Source organism: Providencia sp. PROV076 (assembly GCF_028483405.1).
In the GTDB taxonomy this organism is placed as follows: domain Bacteria; phylum Pseudomonadota; class Gammaproteobacteria; order Enterobacterales; family Enterobacteriaceae; genus Providencia; species Providencia huaxiensis.
In genome coordinates this window covers 109,934-133,855 of sequence record NZ_JAMPRR010000018.1, presented here as the reverse complement: position 1 = coordinate 133,855, position 23,922 = coordinate 109,934, and the positions used below count along the sequence as shown (strand labels likewise).

Genomic DNA, 23,922 nt, shown 5'->3' with positions numbered 1-23,922 from the left:
ATTATTCAATAGGAAAGAACAAAATAAAAAACCACTCGAATGAGTGGCTTTAGGTCTTGCATTATAAGAGTGCAGAATAATTAACTAGTTATACTCTCAATTTCAGCATCACAACGGGCATTCAATGATTCCCCAACTTGTTGCAACTGGTACATTTGATAATAACGTCCTTTTTGCTGTAAAAGCTGCAAATGTTTACCTTGCTCAACAATTGCACCACGATGTAACACAACGACTTGATCAGCATCGACGATTGTCGATAAACGATGAGCTATCACGACGAGCGTAGTATGTTGACGGATCATTCGTAATGCTTTTTGTATCGCTTGCTCAGTCCCTGAGTCAATATTCGCCGTTGCTTCATCCAAAATTAAAATTTTAGGTGTGACCACAAGTACTCGAGCCATCGCTAGTAATTGTCTTTGCCCAACAGACAAGGTGTTTCCTTGTTCACCAAGTACGGTATCTAGCCCATCAGGTAACCCACGAACTAACTCAGCAAGCTGAACAGTTTCAAGAACTTCCCAAACTTTATCTTGGCTAATCTCACGCCCTAGTGCGACGTTATCAAAAAAAGAAGCCGCAAGGACAACAGGGTCTTGTTGCACCATCGCAATACCATGACGTAAAACTTGGTGAGATAGTGAACTCAAGTCACGTCCATCTAATAAAATATCCCCTTCCTGCCATGGGTAATACCCCATAATTAAATTTGCAATGGTACTTTTACCGCTCCCAGTATGACCGACCAATGCAACAAAATTATTATCAGGTACGTGTAAATTAATATCTTTAAGTACCATTTTGTTATCACGGTAAGCAAAAGATAAATGGTTAATTGAGATTGAGCCACCTTGTAATGGCTCAATACTTTCTCCATAGCCTTGTTGCGGGCTATCCATGAGTTCAAAAACACGCTCACCTGAAACAACCGCTTGCTGAAGCATCGATTGCTGAGAAGTTAATTCGATAAGCGGTTCATTCAAACGACCTAAATAGTTAATAAATGCATATAAGACACCAACACCAATGGTAGTCGTTCCTTCAAACCCAAATAGCAATAGCAAGCCACACAATACTGAAGCTGAAAGTAAACTTAGTAATGGCCTTAATAGTAAGCCATCAAGTTTTAATGCTTTCATTCTTGCAAAATAATGGTCTTGACTAATACTTTGCATTTTTTCGCCAAACCTAGCCTGTTGGATAAATTGCTGAATAACCGTCATTCCACTAATGACTTCGTTAAAACCGTTGTTAATATCCGCAAGATAAGATCTGACACGACGTACAATCGGTGTACTTAAGCGCTGATAAACAAGCATCACCACAAATACAGCAGGAAAAATCATCACTGCAATTGATGCCATACGCCATTCCAATGAAAACATAGCAACTAACATGGCACAAATCAGGGCTAAACTCCGAAACACCGTCGGCACAACCATCACAAATAGATCTTTAATCACTTCAGTATCATTTGTAACTCGTGAAATCAATTGGCCAACAGGTTGTTTATCAAAGGCACTCAAAGGCTGCCTAAGGGCGGCATTCATCACATCTGTTCGTAATGTTTGCACGACTCCCACAGAAGCTTTATTAAATAAAATAATTTGATAGTAATGTAATAATGCAGCAATAACTTGAAGCAATATAAAACCAACGGCCATATATAAAGCCAGTGGCATGATGATTTGCTTTTTCGCAATCATGTTATCAATAAAATAACTGATCAGCAGAGGCCCGCTGACCTCCGCAATAGCGGCTAACCATAGCATTGCAATAGCAATCCCCATGGTGCCTCGGTGTGCTTTTCCGTAAGAAAGTAAACGCTTAAGTGCTGGCCATAGTGGTTTCTTTTGGCTCATAGCTCACCATCCAACGCCGCTTCAATCTGTTGGTACTGATACATATCTTTATACCAACCCGACTGTGCAATAAGCGCTTCATGCCTACCTCGGCTAATAATCGCACCTTGAGATAGCACAATAATATTGTCTGCTTCTACCAATGCAGATAGACGATGAGCGCTAATTATCATGGTTCTACCCTGCCGCCAATGACTTAAGTTTTGTAAAATCGTAAACTCGGTCTGCCCGTCAACGGCAGAAAGTGCATCATCTAACACCAAAATTTCTGCATTTTGTAAGATTGCCCTTGCAATAGAAATTCGTTGTTTCTGCCCACCAGACAACATAACTCCACGTTCACCAACCTGAGTAGAATAGCCTTCCGGTAAACGTAAAATATCATCATGTACACAAGCGACACGCGCTGCCTGCTCAATTTCTTCCTGAGTGGCATTAGGTCGCCCAAGTGCGATATTGCCTGCAACTGTATCTGAAAATAAAAATGGAGACTGATTTACGATAGATAACCGAGCACGCCATTCATTTAAACGGACCTCAGATAGTGGTAAACCTTGATAGAGGATTTCCCCTTCCGTAACATCAAATTGGCGCTGTAATAACGTCAATAATGTTGATTTCCCAGCCCCTGTTGGCCCACAGATCCCCAAAAATTGCCCAGGTTTTAGGTCAAACCGAATATCATGTAATGCTATTCGTGTGGTTTCTGGATAACTAAAATTGATGATATTCACATTCAAGTTTCCCTTTTCAGGCTGTAATGAATGCGAGCCATCCTGAATAACTAACGGTTCATTGAGTAAACTTAGAATACGACTATAAGCTGCACTACCTCGTTCAACGATATTAAACATCCATGCGAGCGCTAGCATTGGCCAAATCATTAATCCTAAATACATCACAAAGCTCGTTAATTCACCTAACGTCAATGTGTCGTTTAACACCATCCAGCTGCCACCTGCAATAGCGAGTAAATTGGCCATACCAATCGCCATAAAAATGGTGGGATCAAAACGCGCATCAACTTTAGCAACATGCATATTGCGACGTCCAGCCTCAGTGGCTACCTGTTCAAATTGATTCGATTGATGATCTTCAAGGCCAAAAGCTTTAATCATACGGATACTTGTTAAACTTTCTTGCGCATGATTATTTAAAGACGAAAATGCCCCTTGAGCATGCTTAAAACGCTGATGAAGCTGGTCACCATAACGCTTAATGACTAGTGCCATAATTGGCATTGGAATAAGTGCTAGTAAAGTCAGTTGCCAACTAATTTCAACACTCATCATGATGAGCACCGCACACCCCATCACCAATGAGTCAACTAATGTTAAAACACCTTCACCAGCTGCAAACACAACTCGGTCAACATCATTCGTCGTGCGTGCAATTAAATCCCCTGTTCGGTACTTAAGGTAAAACTCTTGATTTTGCAGACTTAATTGCCGATAAAATTTTTGTCGTAGCTGTACGGCTAACTTATAAGAAGCACCAAATAACCATAAACGCCAAACATACCGCAAACCATACACAACCAGTGCAATCAACAGCATGACTGAAACATAAGTAATCAACTGCTTTGTTGGCATTGCCCCTTTACTTATTCCATCAACAACCACACCAACGATGCGTGGAGGGACTAATTGTAAGATAGCAATAATAATGAGAAAACAAACAGCACCGAGATAGCGCCGCCACTCACTCAAAAAATACCAACCTAGTTGTGAAAATAATCGCACGTAATACTGCCTTGAATATATTGATTTAATGATGCCTAAAAATGAGAAGCCGTAATCATCTACGTTATTACGGAGTTAATCAGGAATAGGCAATACTGTCGTATACTTGATTTTTTCCATTGCAAAACTTGAAGTCACATCGATTAAACCATGAACACCATTGACGAGTTTTTTATAAAATAAGTCATATGATTTCATGTCATGCACTTCTACTTGCATAAGGTAATCATACTCCCCAGCCATACGATAAAACATCAGAACTTCAGGAAGTTGACTGACAAAAGAAACAAATTGCTCATACCACTCACTATTATGATGCTGTGTTTTAATTGTCACAATTACCGTTAAACCTAAACCTAGCTTCTCACCGTCGAGTAAAGTCACTCGCCCTCGAATATAGCCCTCATCTTCAAGCCTTTTTAATCTTTTCCAGCACGGCGTAGATGTTAAATTAACAGCTTCAGCAAGGGTGTTTAGGGATAGGCTACTGTCATTTTGCAATAAACAAAGCAGCTTTTTGTCTATTTTATCTAGCATGATTGCTCTCTTGACTTGGGTGTAAGTACTTTTGTCGTTATTGTATTAGCTACATAACCATATTATGCAAAATTGAATAATTTAAAAACAATAAAGATGTTACCAAATGTCGTGATTATAGAATATTTTTATATGAATAACCAAATTCGCATATGAATAGTACTTCAATCAAACTCACTTTGTAAAAATAGAACTATTAATTACACCTTAGTATCGTTAACATGCTTCACTCTCTTCCCATCACATTTTAAAATGATATATCACCAAGGAGTACCTATGAAACGCGCAGTTGTGGTTTTCAGCGGAGGCCAAGACTCAACAACCTGTCTTATTCAAGCTTTGCAAAACTATGATGAAGTTCATTGTGTGACTTTCGATTATGGCCAGCGCCACCGTTTTGAAATCGAAGTCGCACAGAAGTTAAGCGTATCTCTAGGTGCTACAGCGCATAAAGTCTTAGATGTTACATTACTCAATGAATTAGCAATCAGTAGCTTAACTCGAGATAACATCCCAGTCCCTGATTTCACAGAAAGCGAGTCGAGCGGCCTGCCTAGCACTTTCGTACCTGGACGTAATATTTTATTTCTCACTCTCGCAGCAATATACGCCTATCAAGTCCAAGCAGAAGCGGTGATAACCGGTGTATGTGAAACCGATTTTTCAGGCTATCCCGATTGCCGTGATGAGTTTGTCAAAGCACTCAACCATGCTGTAGACCTCGGCCTTGCCAAAAATATTCGCTTTGAAACACCGTTAATGTGGCTGAATAAAGCCCAAACATGGGCTCTTGCCGACAGTTATGGTCACCTTGAGACCATTAGGCAGCAAACACTGACTTGTTATAATGGCATCCAGGGTGACGGTTGTGGTGAATGTGCAGCCTGTCATTTAAGAAGCAGGGGCTTAGCTGAATATCTAAATGATAAAGAAACCATCATGCTATCATTAAAATAAAAGCACTAATAAGTTAATCAAACACGTGGCCTACCATGCCCTATTCATAACTATTCAAGCTAGGTAGGCTAATTTTGAATGAAATCTTCAGAACCCACCTTGAATGACTCTAACTTCTCACGCAGCTGTTCATCGATAACAATCGCTTTATTCTCTATATTATCGATAAAAACAAATGTCACATAGGCATCTGAAACAACCTCTTGAACGCCTGCTTTATTACGAATAATTTGTTGATAACATACTGCGCTTTTACTTCCTATTTTATCCATACGAGTCACTACCGTCAGCTCATCACCAAGTAATACGCCTTGGATATAATTTACATTAATGTTCACTGCAGCCATTGTTAAATTATTTTTTATAGCCCAGTTAATGAAATTACGTTTATTCATCCATTCCCATCGGTCCGCTTCGTAAAATTCTAAATATCGTGCATTATTAACATGTTGAAAAACATCTATATGATAACCATGAACTTTAATATGTGTTGTCATAACTACTCCGACCAGTTTATTTTCCGATAACATAAAAATAACAAATGTACGGAAAATATGCTGAATGATTATCAATAATAAGACTTAGCTCTCAAATTATTTATAAGAGGTTTAGTTTTTTGCTTAATTATTAACCTTTAATATAATTCACCCATACTATATTCCCCCCATACTTTGTATGGGGGATTTTAGTTACAAAGTTAACTTATCTTTATTCTTTTCTAAAAATGCAGGACCTATCCCCTGAACCTCTAAAATGTTTTCAATGGAATTAAAAGCACCATATTTTTGCCTATATTCAACAATTGCTTTCGCTTTTTGCCTACCGATACCCGTCAGTTTTTCTGCGAGTTCTTCTTCACCCGCTAAGTTGATATTGACTTTGTCAGACTGGCCATGGCTCGTCGATGGTGAGTTATTACTTACTTGTTTCTCTTGAATGACAGCCGCAGTGGCTTTTTCTGGCTCAATTTTCTTAGCCAAAGAAAAAAAAGAGAATGAGCATAATAAAGAAAGGAGCAGAACAATACCTAATCTGCATTTATTGACTGAATTCCATAACATATTTGTTCTCCTGTGTATGTTGAGATACAACGATGCCATAGAAAAATACGGAACACTTTTCAATAATATTAGAAATACGAAAGGCCACCCAAAGGTGGCCTTCTATTCATGAAGTTACAATTTTACTTGCGAAGCTGTTCGCAATTATTCAATATTCAGCACTTCAATTTTTGCATTCTCACGCAAGTTAAGCATCAGAGCTTCGTTAACTGCAGAACTCATTGCACCTTGGTATTCACGGGTCAGTTGTTTTAACTCTTCATCCGTTGGTTGGCCTAATGTGACTTTATCTAACTGAATAACCACATAGTTATCGGACTCATCACGCGCAAGTGCATAACTTGGTTTACCATCAACAGGTTGTGACATTTCCATTGTCGCATTGATAACCGCTGTTTGTGGCATTAATCGAGAAACAGTCTGAACTTCAGAAAGTTTAACGCCAGCAGCATTTAGAGCTTCATCTCCTTTACCTGCTTTTAACTCAGCAAGTAGTTTATCGCCCGTCGTTTTCAACTCTGCATCGGCTTTTTGACGTTTAACCAGTGTTTCAATTTCTGACTTAACCTGTTCAAAAGGTTCAACACTTTCAGGTTTATACTCTGTTACACGTACAACAAATGCACGGTCACCTTCCACGTTAATCACGTCAGAGTTAATCCCTTTAGAACCATTTTTATCCACTAAACGGTCGCTAAACACTTCACTGACCACTTTAGGGAAATTAAGTGCAGCAGGTGGATTTGTTCTATCAAACCAATCCGTTGTCACCGCTTTCAAACCAGATACAGATTCAACTGATACTAATGATTCCATATCACTCGTAGCCGCTTCACTGACTTTTTGCTGTAAATCATAGAATTGTTTAATGTTTTTATCTTGAAGTAAGCTAGTTTTAATACTTTCTTCAACTTGCTCAAACGGTTTAATAGATTCAGGTTTAATATCATCTAAACGAAAGATAACATAGCTATTTTGTGATTTAACAGGTGCTGAAAGTTGCCCTTTTTCTGTTAATTTTGCATCTACAATTTCGATTGGCGTTGATGCAGCTTCCATCCAACCAATCAGGCCCTTTTGCCCTGCACTGAATTTATCCGTTGATTTTTCAGTTGCTAATGTTGCAAAGTCCGCGCCTTGTTTTAATTCATTCAGGATATCATTCGCATCCTGTTCAGAATCCACCTGAATCATACTGTACTGTTTTTGCTCTGCCTGAGTATAATTTTTCAGGTTTTGCTCATAATACGCTTTTACTTCTTCATCAGACACTGTGGCTGGAGGCATTGATGCAGCATCCATCTCAACATAGCTTACTTGTACTTTCTCAGGTGAGATAAAGCTATTTTGGTTAGCATCATAGTAGGCTTTTAATTCTTCTTCAGAAGCTGTTTGCTTCGCTTGAACTTCTGCTAAATCTAAGATTGCAGTACGAATTTCACGTTCTTGCATAAATAATTCAGCATATGCTTTAACTTCTGATGGTAAAGCGAAATCCGTTCCAGTAAAGGTTTTTCCTAACTGAGCTCGTGTAAGGTCTTGGCGAATTTGAGCTGCGAGGCTATCCGCGTTAATGTTGTTGCGGCTTAAAATCTCACGATATTTTTCGCTATCAAACCGGCCATCTGTCTGGAAAACAGGCATTGAGAAAATATATTGCTCAATTTGCTGATCACTTGCTGAAAGTTGTAGTTCATTAGCATACTGATTAATCAGTTCATTGTTAATCAAGTTATCGAGAGCTTGGCGGCGCAGTAAATTCATACTTTCTTCATTACTAGCGACTTCTGAAAATTTATCTCCCAGATACTCTTGTAATGATTGGCGCTCTTGTTGAAAAGCCTGCTGTAGCTGTTCTCGGCTTATTGACTGCCCGTTAACTTCAGCTGCATTATTTGCACTGTTGCCACCAAGGCCACCCATCATAACTCCACCCAACACGAATGAAAGGATAATCAGCGCCAGTATTATTTTGAGCAAAGGACTATTCGCCTTTGTGCGTAAATTTTCCATCATAAAAAGGCTTAACTCCGCTTTGTTGAATTCAATTTCCTGATAATACGCTAATCTTAACTCAGAAAGAAAAAAAAGCGCACCATTTCAATGGCGCGCTTATATATTAGCTGATTAAAGACATTCCGTCAGTTTGAGTTTTCGCAAAAATACGAGAAAGACAAACTTAAATACCTAATTAGCTATTTACAGCGTCTTTAAGACCCTTGCCTGGACGGAAAGCAGGAACTTTCGCCGCAGCTATTTTAATTTCTTTACCCGTTTGAGGGTTACGGCCTGTACGTGCTGCACGCTCACGAACAGAGAAAGTCCCAAAGCCAACTAGAGCAACATCGTCCCCTTTACTCAAAGAACCCGTTACAGTAGCAACGAACGCGTCAACAACACGACCTGCTGCAGCTTTAGAAATATTCGCATCAGAAGCGATTTGATCAATCAGTTGAGCTTTATTCACTCTTATCATCCCCATATTAGTTGGACTATAAATCTCTTAATTAACTATAATTAACTATAGCAGTTATTAGTATAGTTAATTAATATGCAGCCGTTATATCAATCCTGATTACCAATGGCAAGAGAACAGATTGCATACAAACAATTATCAGAATCATCGTTAAATTAGCGATGAAAAAAAAGGCTGACAAGCTCTAAATTAGCTGTCAGCCTTAATTTTATACAAACTTCTTGATTCAGCTCACTCTTTTAGCTTTCTTTTTAACTACTTCAGCGCCAAAAGGAGGGTTAACTAAAGCCAAAGAAAGAACTTCTTCAATTGTTTTCACCGGATGAATTTCGAGATCCGCGATCACATTTTGAGGAATTTCCTCTAAATCACGTTCGTTTTCTTTAGGGATTAATACTGTTTTAATCCCACCACGATGTGCAGCTAATAATTTCTCTTTCAGACCGCCTATCGGGAAAACTAAACCTCTTAACGTAATTTCACCTGTCATTGCCACGTCGGCTCTAACTGGGTTACCGGTTAAGCAAGAAACTAAAGCAGTTGACATCGCAATACCCGCACTCGGGCCATCTTTTGGCGTCGCCCCTTCCGGTACGTGAACGTGAATATCACGCTTTTCATAGAAATCGCTATTGATACCCAGTTTTTCTGCTCGAGCTCTAACAACCGTTAATGCCGTTTGGATAGACTCCTGCATGACTTCACCTAAAGAACCGGTGTAAGTTAGTTTACCTTTACCAGGTACACATGCAGTTTCAATAGTAAGTAAGTCACCACCAACTTCTGTCCAAGCTAGGCCTGTAACTTGCCCAACACGATTTTCTGTATCTGCTTGGCCATAATCAAAACGGCGAACACCCAGATAATCTTTCAGGTTATCAGCGTTGATTTCAATGTGCTTAAGCTTTTTGTCCATCAGTAGCGCTTTAACTGCTTTACGGCACAATTTAGAGATTTCACGCTCTAAACCACGGACGCCAGCCTCGCGAGTGTAATAACGAATGATGCTCATTAGAGCACTATCGTCGATAGTTAACTCATTCTTTTTCAACGCATTACGTTCAATCTGCTTAGATAACAAATGTTTCTTCGCAATATTCAGTTTTTCATCTTCTGTATAACCAGAAAGACGGATAACTTCCATACGATCTAACAATGGCGCAGGAATGTTCATCGAGTTCGATGTTGCAACAAACATCACATCAGACAAATCATAATCCACTTCTAAGTAGTGATCGTTAAATGCAATATTTTGTTCTGGATCAAGTACTTCTAACAATGCAGAGGCAGGATCACCACGCATGTCAGATGACATTTTGTCAATTTCATCCAGTAAAAATAGTGGGTTTTTGACCCCTACTTTTGCCATTTTCTGGATCAACTTACCAGGCATTGAGCCAATATAGGTACGACGGTGACCGCGAATTTCAGCTTCATCACGTACCCCACCTAATGCCATACGGGTATATTGGCGACCCGTAGCCTTAGCAATAGATTGCCCCAAAGAGGTTTTACCCACACCTGGAGGCCCAACTAAACAAAGAATCGGCCCTTTAATTTTACTGACACGGCTTTGCACTGCCAGATACTCTAAAATACGGTCTTTCACACGCTCTAAACCGTAGTGATCGGTATCTAACACTTCTTGGGCTTTCACTAAGTCTTTTTTGACTTTGCTACGTTTATGCCATGGAACCTGCACCATCCAATCGATATAACTACGGACTACGGTAGCTTCCGCTGACATTGGAGACATCATTTTCAGCTTCTGCAATTCTGCTTCTGCTTTTTCTTGTGCCTCTTTTGGCATTTTCGCTTCTTCGATTTTACGTTTTAGCGATTCATATTCATCTGGCGCATCATCCATTTCGCCTAGCTCTTTCTGAATAGCTTTCATTTGCTCATTCAGATAATACTCGCGCTGGCTTTTTTCCATCTGTTTTTTAACACGATTACGGATGCGTTTTTCGACTTGCAGCAACTCAGTTTCTGACTCCATCATGGCCATCAAAAACTCAACACGCTCAGCGATATTCGCCATTTCTAAAACGCGTTGTTTATCCGCTAATTTTAGTGGCATATGAGAAGCAATGGTATCCGCCAGTTTATCTAGCTGATCTTGCTCTATTGCATGTAATGCGGTTAATACTTCAGGTGGGATCTTTTTATTCAGCTTTATATAGCTTTCAAACTGACTAACGATAGTGCGATACAATACTTCGTTTTCTTTTTCATCAAGTGCGTCTGATGATTGAGAACCCGCTGTCGCTTCATCATACGCAGCGTGTTCAGACTCATTATTTTGTTCTGTTGCCAAATATTCCGCTTGCGCTAAGAAATATTCGCCATTATCTGTCAAACTGGTAATACGTGCGCGTCGTAGACCTTCAACAAGGACTTTAACGGTGCCATCAGGCAGTTTTAACATCTGAATAACAGACGCGACTGTACCGACAGCAAATAAATCATTCACCCCTGGCTCATCAGTCGAGGCTTCTTTTTGCGCAACCAGCATTACCTGCTTGTCATGATCCATCGCTGCTTCCAGACTGTGAATGGATTTTTCACGTCCAACAAACAGTGGGATCACCATATGTGGGTATACCACTACATCACGCAGAGGCAATACTGGTATTTCAATGCGTTCGGAACGCTCAGGATTCATAAAGCTCTCTCTTCGTTTAGCTCACGCTAGTTTAAGGGTTTCTCTCTCTTGTTCTAAAATTGCTGTCTAAAACAAGGAAACCACACCTCAGAATATAAACTATATGGGGACAAGATTTTAGCATTCAATGGTTAGTTGAACATAAAAAACAAAATGAGGGAAACCCCTCATTTCGTTTGATTAACTATTGAACATTTTATATGGGATTAGTTATCGCCAGAAGCTTGAGCATCAGGTTTGCTATAGATTAAAAGCGGTTCTGATTGTTCATTAATGACGTTTTCATCAACGACAACTTTTTCAACATCACTCATTGAAGGGAGATCATACATCGTATTCAACAATGCAGCTTCAACGATAGAACGTAAACCACGAGCTCCAGTTTTACGTGCCATTGCTTTCTTAGCGATGGCTTTTAATGCTTCCTCACGGAATTCAAGCTCAGTGTTTTCAAGACTAAATAAAGCTTGATATTGTTTCGTTAATGCATTTTTAGGTTCTTGCAGAATCTGAATCAGAGCTTCTTCACTTAGTTCAGTTAATGTTGCAACAACAGGTAAACGGCCAATAAATTCAGGAATTAAACCAAATTTGATTAGATCTTCTGGCTCTGCCTGAGTTAATAATTCGCCTTCTGTTGCTTTATCTGACTCACCTTTCACTTCTGCAGCAAAACCAATACCTGAGCGGGTATTCAAACGCTGACCGATAACTTTGTCTAGCCCTGCAAATGCCCCGCCACAAATGAAGAGGATCTTTGAGGTATCAACCTGCAAAAATTCTTGCTGAGGGTGCTTACGCCCTCCTTGTGGTGGCACTGCCGCAACAGTTCCTTCAATAAGTTTAAGAAGTGCTTGTTGCACACCTTCCCCAGAAACGTCACGGGTAATTGATGGGTTATCTGATTTACGTGAAATTTTATCGATTTCATCAATATATACGATACCACGTTGAGCTTTTTCAACATCGTAATCGCATTTTTGTAGTAATTTTTGAATGATATTTTCAACGTCTTCACCGACATAACCTGCTTCAGTTAATGTCGTTGCATCAGCCATTGTAAATGGCACATCCAAATAACGCGCTAGCGTTTCAGCTAAAAGCGTTTTACCACTACCTGTTGGGCCAATTAGCAAAATATTACTTTTACCTAATTCAACACCATCACTGGTTTTATCACCATTACGTAAGCGTTTGTAGTGGTTATATACCGCAACAGCTAAAACTTTCTTCGCTTTTTCCTGACCAATAACATAGTCGTCAAGATGCTGTCGAATTTCATGTGGCGTAGGCAATTCACTACGCTCACGATGCGGCGTAAGTTCTTTTATTTCTTCGCGGATGATATCGAGACATAAATCTACACATTCATCACAAATATAGACTGACGGACCGGCAATCAGCTTGCGCACTTCATGCTGACTTTTTCCGCAGAAAGAGCAGTAAAGCAGTTTTCCTGTCCCCTCTTTGCGTTTATCTGTCATCAGTTGACCTCACTTTTATCCATATTGTTTTGTTTTCGTTCATTTAAAAACAAAACAACGATTTTCTTTAAAATAGTTTATGGTATGAACTAATTATACCAAAAGTTAACCCATTAACGGCTACTATAAATTTGATCGACTAAACCATATTCTTTTGCTTCATTTGCAGATAAGAAACGGTCACGCTCTGTGTCTCGGGTAATTTCTTCAATGGATTTACCAGTATGCAGAGCCATTAACTCGTTCATTCGAGATTTCACTTTAAGAATTTCTTGGGCGTGGATTTCGATATCTGACGCTTGGCCTTGATAACCCCCTAACGGTTGGTGGATCATCACGCGTGAATTTGGTAAGCAGAAACGTTTACCTTTTGTACCCGCTGTCAATAAAAAAGCCCCCATGGAACAAGCTTGTCCCATACAAATAGTACTTACATCAGGCTTGATAAACTGCATCGTATCGTAAATTGACATACCTGCGGTAATTACACCACCCGGTGAATTAATATACAAATGAATATCTTTTTCAGGGTTTTCTGCTTCAAGAAATAACATCTGAGCGACGATTAAATTCGCCATATGGTCTTCCACTTGACCTGTCAGGAAGATAATACGTTCTTTTAATAGACGTGAGTAAATATCATACGAGCGCTCACCACGAGAAGTCTGCTCTATGACCATAGGCACAAGGGCCATTTGAGATGCTAATTGTTCCTGACTGCCAAAATGTGACATCGAAATCTCCTATTAAAACGTTCTGGTGCTTGCGCCTAATTTGCTGTCTGCCTGCTATTTTGAGCAGAGTTCATGCCACAAACAACGGTTTTAAAAAATTCCTGTGTCTGCAAGCTCTTTCACTCCTCTTATTTTTCTAGTTTAGCTAATATTTAACCAAATTACTGACAAAATAAGAAGAAAATGCAGCTAAGTATGCTGCAGTAAACAAGACGCTCTTTAAAAGAGTTTAACACAAGTCTATTGGGTTACACGGAATTATACCATTAGAAAACCATACTTGATTTTCAAGGATGACGAAATAACTCAATTGGTTAATATCATCGTTTTCGGCAATATTAAGCGGTAAAAAGACAATATTAAGCTATTCAAAATAGTTTAAATCGCAATTAAGACCCCACTTAGACTACTGAAGTATAGATAATATAATTAGGGTTTAAATGTGTTTTTCAAGGGTTTCCTAATTAAATTCGCTAAAGTGATAATTTAAAGGCTTTAATTGACAAAAAACCCGTAGTAGCACACCACGGGTTTCATTATTTTGCACAGCAAGAAAAAATTAACCTGCTTGAACTTGGTTCATCAGTTCAGTGAAGTTAGTTTCTTTTTCTGTCACTTTAGCAACAGCTAATACTGTTTCAACAGCTTGTTCTTCTAAAGCTAAGTTACGAACACTGTTCATCAGCTCTTCGTTTTTGCTGTAGTATTCGATAACTTCAGATGGATCTTCATACGCAGAAGCCATTTCTTCGATCAGTGCTTTAACACGATCTTCATCAGCTTTCAGTTCGTTTTTGTTGATCACTTCACCTAACAGCAGACCGATCACTACGCGACGTTTTGCTTGTTCTTCAAACAGTTCACGAGGTAATTCCATCGCTTGTTTTTCGTCACCACCAAAGCGTTGTGCTGCTTGACGACGCAGAACATCAATTTCACCATCAACAACTGCTGCTGGTACTTCGATGTCGTTAGCTTTGATTAAGCCATCCAGAACTTGGGCTTTAACACGGTTACGCACAGCATTTTTCAGCTCACGCTCCATGTTTTTACGTACTTCTGCACGCAGGCCATCTAAAGAGCCATCAGCGATACCAAAACGCTTGATGAATTCTTCAGTGAACTCAGGCAGTTCACGCTGTTCTACTTTCTTCAGAACGATAGCAAATTTCGCTGCTTTACCTTTCAGGTTTTCAGCATGGTAGTCTTCTGGGAAGTTAACTTCGATATCGAATTCTTCACCCGCTTTATGACCCACAACACCTTCTTCGAAACCTGGGATCATACGACCTTCGCCCATAACGAGTGCGAAATCTTCTGCTTTGCCGCCTTCGAATTCTTCACCATCGATAGAACCGGTAAAGTTGATAGTGATGCGAGAGTCAGCTTCTGCTGCCGCTTCAACTTCTTTCCACTGCGCTTGTTGCTTACGCAGAGTTTCTAACATGTTTTCCAGATCTTCGTCTTTTACAGAAACTGCTGGTTTTTCAACTTCGATAGTTTCTAAACCTGCTAATTCGATTTCTGGGTAAACTTCGAATTCAACTGAATAAACAAAATCTTTACCATCTTCGAGTTGCTCTGGCTTGTAGCTAGGTGCACCCGCTGGATTGATTTTTTGCTCAATAATTGCATTGATGAAGTTACGTTGCATTACATCGCCCAGAACGTCTTGCATAACAGACGCACCGTAACGCTGTTTAACGATGTTCATTGGTACTTTTCCTTTACGGAAACCATCAACACGTACTTTTTTAGCAACACTAACTAATTCGCTATTAACTGCTTTTTCAATATCAGTGGCAGGAACGGTGATTGTTACACGACGCCCAAGGCCTTGAGTCGTTTCAACAGAAACTTGCATCTTCTTACCTCAAAATAAATCTTAGTGATCGGTCTACTCCAGAGTTATGCCATTAAATCATAACGGCTGTCTCCCTTCCAGAACCGGGGGCGTTACTTTCGTAACGGTCAATCCCTGATATCAGAAGCGTCCCGAAACCTTACTGAAAATTAGACGCAGCATTATACCGATGCATGCGCCCTGAGTCGAGAAAAGCTGAGAAAAGAAGCGTTTTTTCCTCTTTATTTGTGACTTTTCTGACTAAATTTTTTGTTTTTTCGCCTAAATTGAAGAAAAAACATTCACCAAACTCATTATTAAGCATGGCTGATTATGTAAAGAATAGTCTCAGTGCATTACCTGAAACGAAGAATTATCGATTAACACCACCTACACCACGACAAGCTGGTGATTTTAATGCTGTATCAGCAAGCTCGTTCCACTCTTGTTGTGTATATGTATGCAAAGCAAGGGCATGGATCCCTCCTGATAATTCGTCCGCTAAAATAGCATAAATTTCACGATGACGGGCAAGCATTCGTTTATTTTCAAATTTATCACTCACTAAAATAACTTTGAAATGGCTTTCAGACCCAGGTAACACATTGTGTTGATGGCTTTCATTAATCACCTCCAAATGTGTAGGTTCAAAAGCAGCTTGTAATTTTTGGATCACAAGAGATTGCATACTTTGAGCTGCATTAGCGCCCATAAAATGCTCCTTAATTAAAAATTATGCTCAGAGGCAATTATCTTTTATTGTACGCGTTGATTATTGCTATCTTCTATATCCGATAATAACTTGCCAATGTTATGATAGCGGCACGTTGATGCGAATTTTTTCAAAAATTGTTGTCTAACAGTTTAGGATAAATAAGCCGCTAAGCTTTATATTGAACGACGGCTACCCGCACCATAACGAAACATTTTCAATTAGGAAAGATGAACTGGAAAAAATTATGTTAAGAAAACTGTGTTTTCCACTTTTAGGGTTATTTCTTCTTGCGGGCTGTGCAACCAGCAGCAATACACTATCACTTGAGCCTAAGATAGCTTTACCTGCAAAAAACCCGACATTGAATGCGACTTCAATCAGTGTTAGCAGTGTAGATAATCGTGCGAACAAATCCTTAGCAGAGGTCAATCGTAATGGTAGTCTAGTCGTACTAAACCCTTCTCGCGATCCTCGCTATCTAATGCAAGAAGCTGTCGAAAAACAGATGGCTGCACGTGGGTTTATGGTGACATCACCGGCAAACGTGAATCTAGTTGTTCAATTGAATAAGCTCGATACCAAAGTAAGTGAAGGCAGTCTACGCCATAATATTACCGTCAACTCTAGTGTGAGCATTATTGCAACGGCTCCAAATGGTTCAACAAAAACACGCTCATTTACCCGCAATTTTAATACACAAGAGTTATTAGCTGCCAATAATGACAAGATAGCAACGGCTATCAATAGCGCACTCACTGATTTAATTGCAGATATGGCAACAGACCAAGAAATCACCGATTTTATCAGACAAAATTCACGCTATTAACTGAGCAATCATTATCATTAAGTATTAAGCTACCTAAGCTCCCATTGATTGAGCTTGGGTAGCATAGCGCAGCCAATACCTCTGCAGCGCAATGTATTGCAGCAATATCACACTGGCTTAGAGGGAATAATGCCTCGTTTTACTCTACCAAATAACATCACTTTAATCCTTTTAGGCTTTGTTTCTGGTCTACCTTTAGCTTTGACTGCAGGTACATTACAAGCTTGGCTAACTGTTGAAAATGTCGATATTAAAACCATTGGTTTCTTTTCATTAGTCGGACAGGCTTATGTGCTGAAATTTCTTTGGTCCCCAATGATGGATCGCTACACCCCGCCCTTTCTTGGCCGCCGAAGAGGATGGCTATTAACCACGCAAATTCTGTTGATTATCAGTATTGCCGCGATGGGCTTTGTGAACCCCTCAGAACATTTGTGGTATCTGGCTGCGCTAGCCGTTACTGTTGCATTTTGTTCAGCCTCACAAGATATTGTTTTTGATGCTTATAAAACCGATTTACTGAGTGCTGAAGAACGAGGAATTGGTGCGGCAACCTCCGTTATGGGGTACCGGATCAGCATGCTAGTTTCAGGTGGCCTTGCACTTTGGTTAGCAGACAAGTTTTTAACCTGGAAACAACTGTACTTAGTCATGGCTGGGCTGATGGTTATCGGTGTTATCGCGACATTACTCGCCAAAGAACCTGAAGAAAGCGGTGCTGCGCCAACCTCATTAAAAAAAGCAATTTACGAGCCACTCGCTGAATTCTTTAGCAGGAACAATGCATGGCTAATCTTACTCCTGTTAGTTTTTTACAAACTCGGTGACGCCTTTGTCATGGCGCTCAATACCAACTTTCTGTTAAACGCGCTTGGTTTTAGTTTAAGTGAAGTGGGTACCGTCAATAAAACTGTCGGTATGGCGGCAACCATAGTTGGGGCATTACTTGGTGGTTACCTAATGAAAAACATGAGCTTATTTAAAGCTCTATTTATTTTTGGACTTCTACAAGGCGGCTCTAATATCGGATATTGGTTCTTAGCGATAACCCCCCCTAATATCTTAACCATGGGGTCGATTATATTTCTAGAAAATATCTTCTCTGGCATGGGAACTGCTGCTTTTGTCGCCCTCTTAATGACATTATGTAATAAGTCGTTATCTGCAACGCAATTTGCCCTTCTTTCTGCTCTTTCTGCTGTTGGGCGTGTTTACATTGGCCCAGTCGCAAGTATTTTTGTCAGTAACTATGGCTGGCCACTTTTCTACCTAATTTCAATCGCGGTTGCAGTTCCTGGCGTTTTACTTTTATTAGCTTGCCGAACATCCTTAATTTACACTCAAACAACAGGGCTATTCCAACGACGTCAACTATATGCTAGAGGCTACCGTATTGCCGTATATGCACTTATTACTGCCGTAAGCTGCCTTGCTATTTGGTTACTTTCATTACTTGTATTTTCATTTAGTGATATGAAAGTTTATCTATTTACGACACAAATTGAATTTTGGCTAAGTTTACCCCACTACCAAAACCTTATTTTTAATACTGGTATTAGCATTGGTGCTATCAGCTTAGTTATTGGTGGTAGTTTAGATTTCCTCGCCGTTCGCAAAACAGTACAGCAATAACCCTCTCAATACTCTTTCTTATTCATTTCATAATTCCCTAAGCAAAGTTTATTTGTTTAGGGGATTTGATCTTTTCTATAAACCAGACCTAAATAGCAAAACGAATTAATATCGTCAAAATATCGTGACTTAGATCACTTTACCTGTGTAAAATATTTCTTAATTGCAATTTATAAGCCTAATATATCACATGTTGCAAATCAGTTAATTAAAGTGTTAATAACTAGCAAACTGCTAAACCTCATCAATTATTAAGCGAAGATAATCTATCTATGAAAAAAATCATTTACATGGCTACCTTAATTTCTCTAGCGGGTACGGCATACTCTGACGATATTATTGGCTATAAAAATGGCTTTGCTGATGTCAATGTAAACTATTTAGATTGGTCACATCGTACTGAAACCAAAACAGAAAATACGACACGTAAGAAAGATTTTGCCTATATTGAGCTTGAAGGCGGTGCCAATTTTAATTGGGGTGAGTTATATGGCTTTTTTGATCTCGAAAACCCATTCCATAGCCAACACACCGATTCAGGACGAAATAAACGCTATACCATTAAAACAACAGGCCGCTTTTATTTAGGTGATACTGGTTTCAATCTATATGGCCACGTTTATGGCACTTGGTCATTACCGGGAGCCAAGTATGGTGGTAATTTCCACGATGTGAATACTTTATATGGTATTGGTTATAACACTGCATTCGGTGATTTATGGTTTAAACCTTTTATTGCTCTAAATTACACCGACCAGACATTCTATTCAGGTAATAATGGATATGTAGCAGGTTGGGTAGCTGGTTATAATTTCAGCGCATTCGAAGAAAATTTCATGATAACAAACTGGCATGAAATGGAGTTTGCCAGGAACAAACGCTATAACGGCGGCAAGAGTAATGGCATAAATGGCGCTCTCGCTTTTTGGTGGAATGCGACAAACCATGTTTCTGCAGGGGTACAATACCGCTATGCTGACAATAAATTAGGAGATACCTTCTATCAAGATGCAATCATTTACACATTAAAGTATACCTTTTAGCGCACTATAGAATATTGTATCAGGAGTTAACTATTTTCTTATTTTTTTCAGTAAAATAAGAATTTTTCTTTATGATTTAGCCGATAAAGCAACCAAAATAGCTTTATCGGCAATAAAAACTGTAATTTCCCTTAGCAAATTGCTAATCATTTATATCAGTTTCACTCTTTTTTCATTTCTTTTGTATATATTTTTCTTTGAAAAATTACTAAGATAATTTACTATTAATTGAGTTTTATCAATGCATACTTATAAATCGCATCAATTTTAACGCTTTCTTTATAAGTTCTTTACATGTGATCATATTAACATAAAGAGCTAACAATTCCGTTTCTTTGCCTTACAATCATTTACACTCACATAACCTTACCGTAAAATGCCCGCACTGATGAAACGACAATTAGATTCTTGTCATTTGGGGTCGTGGATGAGACTTATGAACTACAAAAAAAGCATCGGAGCAATCTCACTCGTTGTAGCTACCTTACTATTAGGTGGTTGCGATATGGTGTTGATGGATCCAAAAGGCGCCGTTGGCGTTAAACAAAAAGAGCTAATTCTTATTGCAATTGGCTTAATGCTACTTGTTGTTATTCCTGTTATTTTCATGACGATTATCTTCGCAAGAAAATACCGTGAATCCAACACGTCAGCAACCTACCGTCCTAATTGGGCTCACTCAAATAAAATTGAGTTAGTCTGCTGGACTGTTCCTATCATCATTATCATTATTCTGGGTGCTATCACTTGGAAGACGACACATGAGCTGGACCCGTATCAGCCATTAGTGAGTGATCAGGAACCCGTCACGATTGAAGTTATTTCTGCTGACTGGAAATGGATATTTATTTATCCAGAGCAAGGCATTGCAACAGTTAATGAAATCGCATTCCCTACCGGTGTGCCAGTTAACTTCAAAATCACGTCAGACTCGGTGATGAATTCATTCTTCATTCCATCTTTAGGTGGCCAAATCTACGCGATGGCGGGTATGCAAACAAAACTTCACTTAATCGCTAACGAACCAGGCACTTATAAGGGCTTCTCTGCAAGCTACAGTGGCCACGGCTTCTCTGATATGAAGTTCAATGCTATTGCAACTCCTGACCGTCAAGGTTTTGATGAGTGGGTACAAAAGGTAAAAGCGTCTCCTAAAACAATGGACACCATGCAGGCATTTGACGAAGTCGCTAAGCCAAGCATGAACGTTCCTGTTACCTACTTCTCTAGCGTGAAGCCTAAACTTTATGAAGATATCGTTCTGAAGTTTGGTCATGAGCACCATAAAGGTCACGCTCCTGTAGAAAATCAAAGTCATTCAATGACTGACCATAACGATGCTACAGGTAATTCAATGCAAATGAGCCATAGCGCTCATGCAGCTGGCGCTGAGGAATAAGGGCATGTTCGGAAAATTAACACTAGATGCAATTCCGCTCCATGAGCCGATTATCGTAGTCACCCTGATTGCTATTGTCCTAGGTGGACTTGGCTTAGTTGGTGTGATTTCTTACTTTGGTAAATGGAAGTGGTTGTGGAAAGAATGGTTAACCTCTGTTGACCATAAAAAAATTGGTGTCATGTACATCATTGTAGCGATGGTCATGTTATTCCGTGGCTTCGCTGATGCTATCATGATGCGTGGGCAGCAAGTTCTTGCATCTGCTGGCCAAGAGGGTTTCTTAAATCCTCATCACTATGACCAAATCTTTACTGCGCACGGCGTTATCATGATTTTCTTCATGGCAACTCCATTCGTTGTTGGCCTGATGAACCTCGTTGTACCTCTGCAAATTGGTGCACGTGATGTTGCGTTCCCATTCCTTAACTCATTGAGCTTCTGGTTCTTTGTTGTGGGTGTTGTGTTAATCAACATCTCTCTAGGGGTAGGTGAATTCGCACAGACCGGTTGGTTGGCTTATCCGCCATTATCCGGCTTGGAGTACAACCCTGGGGTCGGGGTCGATTACTGGCTCTGGAGTCTGCAGATATCCGGTATCGGTACTCTATTAACAGGGGTTAACTTCATCGCGACTATTATCCGTATGCGTACACCGGGTATGTCGATGATGAAAATGCCTGTATTCAGCTGGGCTGCGTTATGTACTAACGTATTGATTGTTGCTGCTTTCCCTATCTTAACCGTCACATTAACACTTCTGACGTTAGACCGTTATTTAGGCACCCATTTCTTTACTAATGATATGGGCGGCAACATGATGATGTACATCAACCTGATTTGGGCTTGGGGTCACCCTGAGGTGTATATCCTTGTTCTCCCAGTATTCGGTGTGTTCTCTGAAGTTGCAGCAACCTTCTCGAAAAAACGTTTATTCGGTTATACCTCATTAGTTTGGGCGACAATCGTTATTACCGTTATGTCCTTCATCGTTTGGTTGCACCACTTCTTTACGATGGGTTCAGGCGCGAACGTTAACGCCTTCTTTGGTATCGCCACAATGATTATCGCAATCCCTACAGGGGTTAAGATCTTCAACTGGTTGTTTACCATGTACCAAGGCCGTATCGAGTTTAAATCACCTATGCTGTGGACTATCGGTTTCATCATCACCTTCTCTGTTGGTGGTATGACTGGTGTTCTGCTTGCTGTTCCAGGTGCAAACTTCGTTCTGCATAACAGTCTATTCCTGATTGCTCACTTCCATAACGTTATCATTGGTGGTGTTGTATTCGGGTGCTTCGCGGGTATGACTTACTGGTTCCCGAAAGCATATGGCTTCACGCTAAATGAGAAATGGGGTGTTCGTGCCTTCTGGTTCTGGATCATCGGTTTCTTCTTAGCCTTTATGCCACTGTATATTCTTGGCTTTATGGGTATGACCCGTCGTTTAAGTCAGAATATTGACCCGACTTACCACACAATGTTAGTTGTTGCTGCAGGCGGTGCTGCGTTAATCGCCATCGGTATTGCATGCCAAGTTATCCAAATCATTGTAAGTATCCGTGACCGTCATGAAAACCGTGATTTAACCGGTGACCCATGGGGTGGACGTACACTTGAGTGGGCGACATCTTCTCCACCACCTTTCTATAACTTTGCGATTGAACCACACGTTCAAACCCGCGATGCATGGTGGGATCTGAAAGAGAAAGGCCTTGCTCATAAGAAACCAACTTCATATGAAGAAATTCATATGCCGAAAAACACAGGCGCAGGCGTTATTATCGCTGCATTTAGCTTAGTTTTAGGTTTCGCAATGATCTGGCACATCTGGTGGCTCGCAATCATTGGTTTCGGTGGAATGATCGTAACTTGGATTGCAAAAAGCTTCGACGAAGATGTTGATTACTACGTACCTGTGGCTGAAATCGAAGAAATCGAGAATAAGCACTTTGAAGAATTGCGTAAGGCAGGTGTGAACGATGTCAACTAATACAATGACTAACCAAAATATCGCCCATGCTGAGCATGGGCACCACGATGCAGGTGGAACAAAAGTATTCGGTTTCTGGCTCTATATTATGAGCGACTTGATTCTGTTTGCTTGTTTGTTTGCTACCTATGTTGTTTTGGCCGATGGAACTGCCGGCGGTCCTGCTGGTAAAGATATCTTCAGTCTGAAGTTCGTATTAGGCGAAACCTTCTTACTGTTAGTGAGTAGTATCACCTACGGCTTCGCAATGATAGCGATGCACAAAGGTAAGATAGCTGCTGTTAACTTATGGCTGTTTGCAACGTTCCTGTTAGGCCTTGGCTTCGTCATCATGGAAATCTATGAGTTCCATGAATTGATTGCAGAAGGCTTTGGTCCTGACCGTAGCGGTTTCTTATCTGGCTTCTTCGCACTCGTTGCGACTCACGGTCTACACGTAACTGCGGGCCTGATCTGGATTATTATCATGATGATCCAAGTCACTCGCCGTGGCCTGACGGATGTCAACAAAACACGTTTAAACTGCCTAAGTTTGTTCTGGCACTTCTTAGACGTTGTGTGGATTTGTGTATTTACCGTTGTTTATCTTCTGGGGGCTATTTAAATGAGTCATGCAAAAGATGCTCACACTGGAGCAAGCCACGGTAGCGTTAAAACATACCTGATTGGCTTTATCCTATCAGTTATCCTGACAGTGATCCCTTTCTGGATGGTGATGGAAGGTACAGCGTCAACTTCAGCAATCCTTTGGACTGTTGTGGGCATGGCGGTTGTGCAAATTCTGGTTCATTTGGTTTGTTTCTTACATATGAATACATCATCAGATGAGCGTTGGAATTTAGTTGCCTTCCTGTTCACCATGCTTATTGTTGGCATTGTGGTCGTAGGCTCACTGTGGATTATGTACAACCTGAACATCAATATGATGCTCGACTAAAGAGTTGCCG

At 40.1% G+C, this 23,922-nt stretch carries 20 protein-coding genes; 8 read left to right on the top strand and 12 right to left on the bottom strand.

The window, feature by feature from the left end; genetic code table 11:
- Window positions 1-80: 80 nt before the first annotated feature.
- The 3 genes from PSF67_RS13010 to PSF67_RS13000 all read right to left on the bottom strand — a co-directional run bounded on the left by PSF67_RS13010 (window position 81) and on the right by PSF67_RS13000 (window position 4,144).
- The gene (locus PSF67_RS13010; protein ID WP_195698222.1) at window positions 81-1,865 is read right to left on the bottom strand and encodes a SmdB family multidrug efflux ABC transporter permease/ATP-binding protein; all 1,785 of its coding nucleotides are present in this window, start codon (window positions 1,863-1,865) and stop codon (window positions 81-83) included.
- Window positions 1,862-3,607, bottom strand: coding sequence for a SmdA family multidrug ABC transporter permease/ATP-binding protein (locus PSF67_RS13005; protein WP_102139047.1), 1,746 nt, complete (start codon window positions 3,605-3,607; stop codon window positions 1,862-1,864). Before PSF67_RS13005 ends, PSF67_RS13010 begins: the two co-directional genes overlap by 4 nt.
- Window positions 3,608-3,682: 75 nt before the next feature.
- On the bottom strand, window positions 3,683-4,144 hold the full coding sequence (locus PSF67_RS13000; protein WP_004905429.1) for an Lrp/AsnC family transcriptional regulator: 462 nt from the start codon (window positions 4,142-4,144) through the stop codon (window positions 3,683-3,685).
- A gap of 276 nt (window positions 4,145-4,420) precedes the next feature.
- Between PSF67_RS13000 and queC the strand changes: the two genes are divergently transcribed.
- On the top strand, window positions 4,421-5,101 hold the full coding sequence (gene queC, locus PSF67_RS12995; RefSeq protein WP_102139046.1) for a 7-cyano-7-deazaguanine synthase QueC: 681 nt from the start codon (window positions 4,421-4,423) through the stop codon (window positions 5,099-5,101).
- A gap of 68 nt (window positions 5,102-5,169) precedes the next feature.
- On the opposite strand, the gene PSF67_RS12990 is transcribed toward queC, so the two are convergent.
- The 9 genes from PSF67_RS12990 to bolA all read right to left on the bottom strand — a co-directional run bounded on the left by PSF67_RS12990 (window position 5,170) and on the right by bolA (window position 16,076).
- Window positions 5,170-5,598: an acyl-CoA thioesterase gene (locus tag PSF67_RS12990; RefSeq protein ID WP_102139045.1), complete on the bottom strand. Its 429-nt coding sequence runs from the start codon at window positions 5,596-5,598 to the stop codon at window positions 5,170-5,172.
- Window positions 5,599-5,790: 192 nt separating this feature from the next.
- Window positions 5,791-6,162 (bottom strand): ComEA family DNA-binding protein, encoded by a 372-nt coding sequence (locus PSF67_RS12985; RefSeq protein WP_102139044.1) that lies wholly within the window; start codon window positions 6,160-6,162, stop codon window positions 5,791-5,793.
- Window positions 6,163-6,306: 144 nt separating this feature from the next.
- Window positions 6,307-8,178: a peptidylprolyl isomerase gene (ppiD, locus tag PSF67_RS12980; RefSeq protein ID WP_272677040.1), complete on the bottom strand. Its 1,872-nt coding sequence runs from the start codon at window positions 8,176-8,178 to the stop codon at window positions 6,307-6,309.
- Window positions 8,179-8,353: 175 nt separating this feature from the next.
- Entirely contained in the window at window positions 8,354-8,629 is a 276-nt protein-coding gene (hupB, locus tag PSF67_RS12975) for a nucleoid-associated protein HU-beta (protein WP_004914513.1), read from the bottom strand.
- 235 nt (window positions 8,630-8,864) lie between these two features.
- Complete coding sequence (gene lon / locus PSF67_RS12970) at window positions 8,865-11,303, bottom strand: endopeptidase La (protein ID WP_166266719.1); 2,439 nt, start codon at window positions 11,301-11,303, stop codon at window positions 8,865-8,867.
- A gap of 206 nt (window positions 11,304-11,509) precedes the next feature.
- On the bottom strand, window positions 11,510-12,787 hold the full coding sequence (gene clpX / locus PSF67_RS12965; protein ID WP_094962144.1) for an ATP-dependent protease ATP-binding subunit ClpX: 1,278 nt from the start codon (window positions 12,785-12,787) through the stop codon (window positions 11,510-11,512).
- A 113-nt stretch (window positions 12,788-12,900) separates the two neighbouring features.
- The gene (clpP, locus tag PSF67_RS12960; protein ID WP_004905443.1) at window positions 12,901-13,521 is read right to left on the bottom strand and encodes an ATP-dependent Clp endopeptidase proteolytic subunit ClpP; all 621 of its coding nucleotides are present in this window, start codon (window positions 13,519-13,521) and stop codon (window positions 12,901-12,903) included.
- Between the two features lie 559 nt (window positions 13,522-14,080).
- Window positions 14,081-15,385 carry a trigger factor gene (gene tig / locus PSF67_RS12955; protein WP_102139041.1) on the bottom strand — a complete coding sequence of 435 codons (1,305 nt, stop codon included), beginning with the start codon at window positions 15,383-15,385 and terminating at the stop codon, window positions 14,081-14,083.
- 352 nt (window positions 15,386-15,737) lie between these two features.
- On the bottom strand, window positions 15,738-16,076 hold the full coding sequence (bolA, locus tag PSF67_RS12950; RefSeq protein WP_102139040.1) for a transcriptional regulator BolA: 339 nt from the start codon (window positions 16,074-16,076) through the stop codon (window positions 15,738-15,740).
- 247 nt (window positions 16,077-16,323) lie between these two features.
- On the opposite strand from bolA, the gene PSF67_RS12945 reads away from it, so the two are divergent.
- From PSF67_RS12945 to PSF67_RS12915, 7 genes are all read left to right on the top strand, one after another.
- Window positions 16,324-16,905 carry a YajG family lipoprotein gene (locus PSF67_RS12945; RefSeq protein WP_195698221.1) on the top strand — a complete coding sequence of 194 codons (582 nt, stop codon included), beginning with the start codon at window positions 16,324-16,326 and terminating at the stop codon, window positions 16,903-16,905.
- A gap of 129 nt (window positions 16,906-17,034) precedes the next feature.
- A complete protein-coding gene (gene ampG / locus PSF67_RS12940) occupies window positions 17,035-18,537 on the top strand; it encodes a muropeptide MFS transporter AmpG (protein WP_102139039.1) in 1,503 nt (500 codons plus the stop codon).
- A gap of 272 nt (window positions 18,538-18,809) precedes the next feature.
- Window positions 18,810-19,580 carry a nucleoside-specific channel-forming Tsx family protein gene (locus PSF67_RS12935; protein ID WP_102139038.1) on the top strand — a complete coding sequence of 257 codons (771 nt, stop codon included), beginning with the start codon at window positions 18,810-18,812 and terminating at the stop codon, window positions 19,578-19,580.
- A 427-nt stretch (window positions 19,581-20,007) separates the two neighbouring features.
- Window positions 20,008-20,979, top strand: coding sequence for a cytochrome o ubiquinol oxidase subunit II (gene cyoA / locus PSF67_RS12930; protein WP_042851662.1), 972 nt, complete (start codon window positions 20,008-20,010; stop codon window positions 20,977-20,979).
- A gap of 4 nt (window positions 20,980-20,983) precedes the next feature.
- On the top strand, window positions 20,984-22,975 hold the full coding sequence (gene cyoB / locus PSF67_RS12925; protein ID WP_036958554.1) for a cytochrome o ubiquinol oxidase subunit I: 1,992 nt from the start codon (window positions 20,984-20,986) through the stop codon (window positions 22,973-22,975).
- Window positions 22,965-23,579: a cytochrome o ubiquinol oxidase subunit III gene (locus PSF67_RS12920; RefSeq protein ID WP_004905456.1), complete on the top strand. Its 615-nt coding sequence runs from the start codon at window positions 22,965-22,967 to the stop codon at window positions 23,577-23,579. The genes cyoB and PSF67_RS12920 overlap by 11 nt, the downstream gene beginning before the upstream one ends.
- On the top strand, window positions 23,580-23,912 hold the full coding sequence (locus tag PSF67_RS12915) for a cytochrome o ubiquinol oxidase subunit IV (RefSeq protein ID WP_102139037.1): 333 nt from the start codon (window positions 23,580-23,582) through the stop codon (window positions 23,910-23,912). It begins immediately after the preceding gene.
- Window positions 23,913-23,922 lie beyond the last annotated feature (10 nt).